The following is a 6,172-nucleotide window of genomic DNA, read 5'->3' on the forward strand; positions in this document are numbered from 1 at the left end:
GGTCGTCCGCGCCGGGCCGCGGTGTCGTCCTTCGGTTTCAGTGGCACCAACGCGCACACGATCATCGAACAGGCCCCGGCAGACGACCCCACCGAGCCCCGGAACGAGACCGAGGCCAACCCGACGGCGCCCGCCCCGACGACGCCCGTGATGTCGGTGCCGATCTCGGCGAAGACTGCCGACGCGCTGCGTGCCCAGGCCGGACGGCTCCGCCGCTACTTGGACGAGCGCACGGATCTCGCGTCGGCCGATCTCGGCTACTCGCTGGCGACCACTCGGGCCGCCCTGGACCACCGCGCGGTGGTCGTGGCCCCGGACAGGACCGCGCTGGTCGCAGGTCTGGAGGCGCTGGCGCTCGGTGAGCCGAACGCGGGTGTGGTCGAGGACGTGGTGGCCGATGGCAGGACGGCGTTCCTGTTCACCGGCCAGGGCAGCCAGCGCCTCGGCATGGGCCGTGAGCTGTATGCCGCGTTCCCCGTGTTCGCTCAGGCGCTGGACGCGGTCTGCGACGAGTTGGACCGGCATCTCGAACAGCCTCTGAAGGTTGTGCTGTTCGGTCATGACGCCGAGGCGCTGGACCGGACGGGTTTCACTCAGCCTGCGTTGTTCGCGGTCGAGGTGGCGTTGTTCCGTCTCGTCGAGGCGTGGGGTCTGCGGCCGGACTTCCTGTCCGGGCACTCCATCGGTGAGCTGGCTGCCGCGCATGTCTCCGGCGTGATGTCCCTGGCGGATGCGGCGAAGCTGGTGGCGGCCCGTGGCCGGTTGATGCAGGAGCTCCCGGCCGGTGGCGCGATGGTGGCGGTGCAGGCATCCGAGGACGAGGTGCTGCCGCTGCTGGTCGAGGGCGTGAGCATCGCCGCGCTGAACGGTCCGCAGTCGGTCGTGATCGCGGGCGACGAGGACGCCGCCGAAGCGATCGCCGCCGCCTTCCAGGAGCGGGGTCGCAAGACCAAGCGCCTCACCGTCTCCCACGCCTTCCACTCGCCGCGCATGGACGGCATGCTCGACGCGTTCCGCGAGGTCGCGGAGAGCATCGTGTACGAGGCCCCGCGCATCCCGATCGTGTCGAACCTCACCGGAGACCTGGTCTCCGCCGAGGAGATCGCCACTGCGGACTTCTGGGTGCGGCACGTTCGCGACGCCGTGCGCTTCCTCGACGGCATCCGCGCACTCGAAGCCCAGAACGTCACCACCTTCATCGAGCTCGGCCCCGACGGAGTACTCACCGCCATGGCACAGGACTGCGCCACCGACCCCACCGGTCCGGCATTCGCGGCAGTTCTGCGCGCCGGCCGCCCCGAGCCGGAGACACTGGCCGCCGCCGTGGCGCGGGCGCACACCCGGGGCGTACCCGTGGACTGGGCGGCCCTCTACGCGGGCACCGGCGCCCAGCGGGTCGACGACCTGCCCACCTACCCGTTCCAGCGTCGGCGCTACTGGCTGGAGGCCCCGGTCGGGGCCACCGGGGACGTGGCCTCGGCCGGACTGGGTGCGGCGGACCACCCGCTGCTGGGTGCGGCGGTGGACCTGCCCGACTCCGAGGGTTGCCTGTTCACCGGGCGCCTCTCGCTGCGCACCCATCCGTGGCTCGCGGATCACACCGTCATGGGCACGGTGCTGCTGCCCGGCACCGCCCTGGTGGAACTTGCCGTACGGGCCGGCGACCAGGTCGGTTGCGATCTGCTGGAGGAGCTGACTCTGGAGGCGCCGCTGATCCTGCCGGAGCGCGGCGGGGTCCAGCTGCGGGTCACCGTCGGTGAGCCCGACGGGGCTGTCGGCCGACGCGCGCTGAATGTCTACTCCCGGCCCGAGGACGCCGCCGACGAGCCGTGGACCCGGCACGCGGCCGGTACCCTCGCGGTCGCCGGAACCGCCGCGCCCACGGCCGAACCGGGGGAGTGGCCCCCGGCCGGAGCCGAGGTGGTCGGGACCGATGGCTTCTACGACGCCTTCGCCGCCCTCGGCCTCGGCTACGGACCGGTGTTCCAGGGGCTGCGAGCTGCCTGGCGGCTCGGTGACGAGGTGTTCGCCGAGGTCGCGCTCGGCGAGACGCAGCAGGGTGACGCCCGTGCCTACGGTCTGCACCCGGCGCTGTTCGATGCCGCACTGCACGCGGTGGGCCTGGGCGGTTTCTTCGACTCCGGGCAGAACGCCGAGGACGACGCCGAGAAGAATGCGAAGGAGGACGCGGAGGAGGACACCGGGCGGGCCCGGCTGCCGTTCGCATGGGACGGGGTACGGCTGCACGCCGTCGGCGCTGCGGCGCTGCGGGTGCGGGTGTCCCCGGCCGGATCGGGAGCGGTCGCGCTGAACGTGACCGACGAGAGCGGCACGCCGGTCGCGTCGGTCGACTCGCTCGCGCTCCGCCCGCTCGATGCCGACCAGTTCAGGGCCGCCCACGCCGGGCATCATGAATCGCTGTTCCGTCTGGACTGGGTCGCGCTGCCCGCACCGGCCGCGATGGCGGCCGAGGAGGCAGGTTCGTACGCGGTCCTCGGCGGTGGCGACCTGAAGGCGGCGGCCGTGCTGGAAGCCGCGGGCGTCGACACCGGGACGTACGCGGACATGTCCGCGCTCGCCGCAGCGGTCGATGCGGACGGGATGGTCCCGGACGTGGTGCTGCTGCCGTGCCTGCCCGACCTGACCACCGCCGGGGACATCGCGGCGGCGACCCATGCGGTCACCGGCCGAGTACTCGCGGTGGTGCGACAGTGGATAGCCGACGACCGGTTCGCCGACTCCCGGCTGGTCCTGCTGACCCGGGGTGCCGTGGCCGTGAGCGACGCCGCGCCGGTCGACGACCTGACGCACGCCGCGGTGTGGGGCCTGGTGCGATCCGCACAGGCCGAACACCCGGGCCGGTTCGTCCTCGTGGACATCGACACCGACGGATCGGACGGCCCCGACACGCTGCGGCAACTGCCCACGGCACTGGCGACCGACGAGCCGCAGCTCGCCCTGCGCGACGGTGCCTGGCACGCGCCCCGGCTCGCACGGGTGTCCGGATCTGCCGAGGAGGCCGTGCCGGCCTTCGACCCGACGGGCACGGTTCTGATCACAGGAGCGAGCGGAACACTGGGCGGTCTGGTCGCCCGGCACCTGGTGGTCGAGCACGGTGCACGTCACCTGATGCTGACCAGTCGGCGCGGCGGCGAGGCGCAGGGTGCTGCGGAACTCACCGCAGAACTCGCGGGGTTGGGCGCCGAGGCGGTCTGGGCAGCGTGCGACGCGGCCGACCGTGGGTCGTTGGCGGCCCTGCTCGCCGGGATTCCGGCCGGGCATCCGCTCGTCGGCGTGGTGCACGTCGCCGGTGTGCTGGACGACGGGATCATCGACTCGCTCACGCCGGAGCGCCTGTCGCGGGTGCTGCGTCCCAAGGTGGACGCGGCGTGGAACCTGCACGAGCTGACCGAGGACCTGGACCTGTCCGCCTTCGTTCTCTTCTCGTCCGCCGCCGGTGTCTTCGGCAACCCGGGCCAGGGGAACTACGCAGCGGCCAACGCCTTCCTGGACGCGCTCGCCCACCACCGCAGGGCCCAGCACCGCCCGGCCGTCTCGCTGGCCTGGGGCCTGTGGGAGGACGAGGGAGGCATGGCGGCCACGCTCGCCGCGACCGACCGGCAGCGCATGAACCGCGGCAGCATGGGCGCCCTCGACCATGCGGAGGGCCTTGCCCTCTTCGATGCGGGCTGCCGGTCCGAGCACCCGCTGCTGATTCCGGCAGCGCTCGACATCGCCGCGCTGCGCGCCCAGTCGACGGACGGAGTGGCACCGCTGCTGCGCGGGCTCATCCGCACCCCGGTCCGCCGTGCCGCCGCCGGTGGTGCGGGCGCGGCGGAGGAGACGAGCCTCGTCGAACGGCTCGCGGGGATGCCCGCGGCCGAGCGGGACCGTTTCCTGCTGAACCTGGTCTGCTCCCAGGTGGCCACCGTGCTCGGATACGGTGGTGCGGGCGCCGTCGAACCAGGCTCGGCCTTCAAGGAGTTGGGCTTCGACTCGCTCACCGCGGTGGAGCTGCGCAACCGGCTCGGCAAGGCCACCGGCCTGCGACTGCCCGCCACGCTGATCTTCGACTACCCGACCCCTTCCGCCCTCGCCGACCACCTGCGCGCGGCGCTGCCGGTCGACGGCGCCGGAGGCCCGTCCGTATTCGGCGAACTCGACCGGCTTGAAGCAGCCCTGGCCGACGCGTCCGAGGACAGTGTGGTCCGGTCGCGGATCACGATGCGCCTCCAGGCCCTGATGGCCAAGTGGAACGACGCCCAGGAAACGACGGCCGACGCCGACACCGGCGACGACCTCGAATCGGCGACCGACGACGAGCTGTTCGACCTGCTCGACGACGAACTCGGCTCCTCCTGAAGGGGAGCGACCTGAACTGATGAGCACGACCTTCCCTTTCGCAAGGAGCCGACGGCAATGGTGAACAAAGACGCAGCTGGGAGCAGGGGCGCGGCCGTGAACAACGAGGACAAGCTCCGCGACTACCTCAAGCGGGCGACGACCGACCTGCGTCAGGCACGCCGTCGGCTCCGCGAGGTCGAGGACCGGCACCAGGAGCCCATCGCCATCGTGGCGATGAGCTGCCGCTACCCCGGCGGGGTGCGCACCCCCGAGGACCTGTGGCAGCTGGTCGTGACGGGCGAGGACGCGATCTCCGGCTTCCCGACCGACCGCGGCTGGGACATCGAGACGCTCTACGACGCCGATCCCGACCAGGGCGGCTCCAGCTACGTCAGCGAGGGCGGATTCCTCTACGACGCCGGCGCTTTCGACCCCACCGTCTTCGGTATCTCGCCGCGCGAGGCCCTTGCGATGGACCCGCAGCAGCGGTTGCTGCTGGAGACGTCCTGGGAGGCATTCGAGCGGGCCGGTATCGACCCGACCTCGATGCGCGGCAGCCGTACCGGCGTGTTCGCCGGTGTCATGTACCACGACTACACCTCGCGGCTGGAGTCCGTGCCCGAGGGCGTCGAGGGCTTCCTGGGCACCGGCAGCTCCGGCTCCATCGCATCCGGCCGGGTCAGCTACGTCTTCGGGCTGGAGGGTCCGGCGGTCACCGTCGACACCGCCTGCTCGTCCTCGCTGGTCACCCTGCACATGGCGGTGCAGGCGCTGCGTTCCGGTGAGTGCTCGCTGGCCCTGGCCGGTGGTGTCACCGTCATGGCCTCTCCTTCCACGTTCACCGAGTTCAGCCGGCAGCGCGGTCTCGCCGCCGACGGCCGTTGCAAGCCCTTCGCGGCCGCCGCCGACGGCACCGGCTGGGGCGAGGGCGTCGGCATGCTGCTCGTGGAGCGGCTGTCCGACGCGCAGAAGAACGGCCACAAGGTGCTCGCGATCGTGCGCGGCAGCGCGATCAATCAGGACGGTGCGAGCAACGGCCTGACCGCCCCCAACGGCCCGTCGCAGCAGCGCGTCATCCACCAGGCGCTCACCAACGGCAGGCTCTCGGCCGCCGACGTCGACGCGGTCGAGGCGCACGGCACGGGGACGACGCTGGGCGACCCGATCGAGGCGCAGGCGCTGCTGGCCACCTACGGCCAGGACCGCCCCGCCGACCAGCCGCTCCACCTCGGCTCCATCAAGTCCAACATCGGCCACACCCAGGCCGCGGCCGGTGTCGCCGGAATCATCAAGATGGTCAAGGCCATCGAACACGGGGTACTGCCCGCAACGCTGCACGTCGACGAGCCGACCCCGCACGTGGACTGGTCGGCCGGCGCGGTCTCCCTGCTCACCGAGACCACCCCGTGGCCGGAGACCGGGCGCCCCCGCCGGGCCGCCGTCTCCTCCTTCGGCTTCAGCGGCACCAATGCCCACACCATCATCGAGCAGGCCCCGGCCCCGGAACCCGACGAGGCGGAGGCCGAAGCCCGGCCCGCCGAGCCCGGGACGACGATGCCCGGCGCACTGTCGTGGGTGCTGTCCGGAAAAAGCACGGCGGCCCTCCGCGCCCAGGCGGAGAGGCTGCTTGCGCACCTGACGGAGCAGCCGTCGCCGAGCCCCGTCGATGTGGGATTCTCGCTCGCGACGGAGCGCGCGGCGCTGGACCGTCGCGCGGTGATCCAGGGCACGGACCGCGAGGGGTTGTTGGCGGGTCTGCGGACGGTTGCGGATGAGGGTATGGCGCCGGGTGTGGTGCAGGGGTCTGTCGTGGGTGGGCAGGTGGCCT

Annotated in this window: 2 protein-coding genes; both read left to right on the plus strand. The window is 72.3% G+C overall.

Features of this window, described 5'->3' with window-relative positions; all coding sequences use genetic code 11:
* Nucleotides 1–4,362: SDR family NAD(P)-dependent oxidoreductase (locus ACFC79_RS37930; RefSeq protein WP_376249794.1), on the plus strand; the 4,362-nt coding region annotated here is incomplete at its 5' end.
* 57 nt (nucleotides 4,363–4,419) lie between these two features.
* A partial coding sequence (locus ACFC79_RS37935) for a type I polyketide synthase (RefSeq protein ID WP_376249796.1) occupies nucleotides 4,420–6,172 on the plus strand: 1,753 nt, incomplete at its 3' end.

The organism is Streptomyces sp. NPDC056061, from assembly GCF_042266885.1.
Lineage (GTDB): Bacteria > Actinomycetota > Actinomycetes > Streptomycetales > Streptomycetaceae > Streptomyces.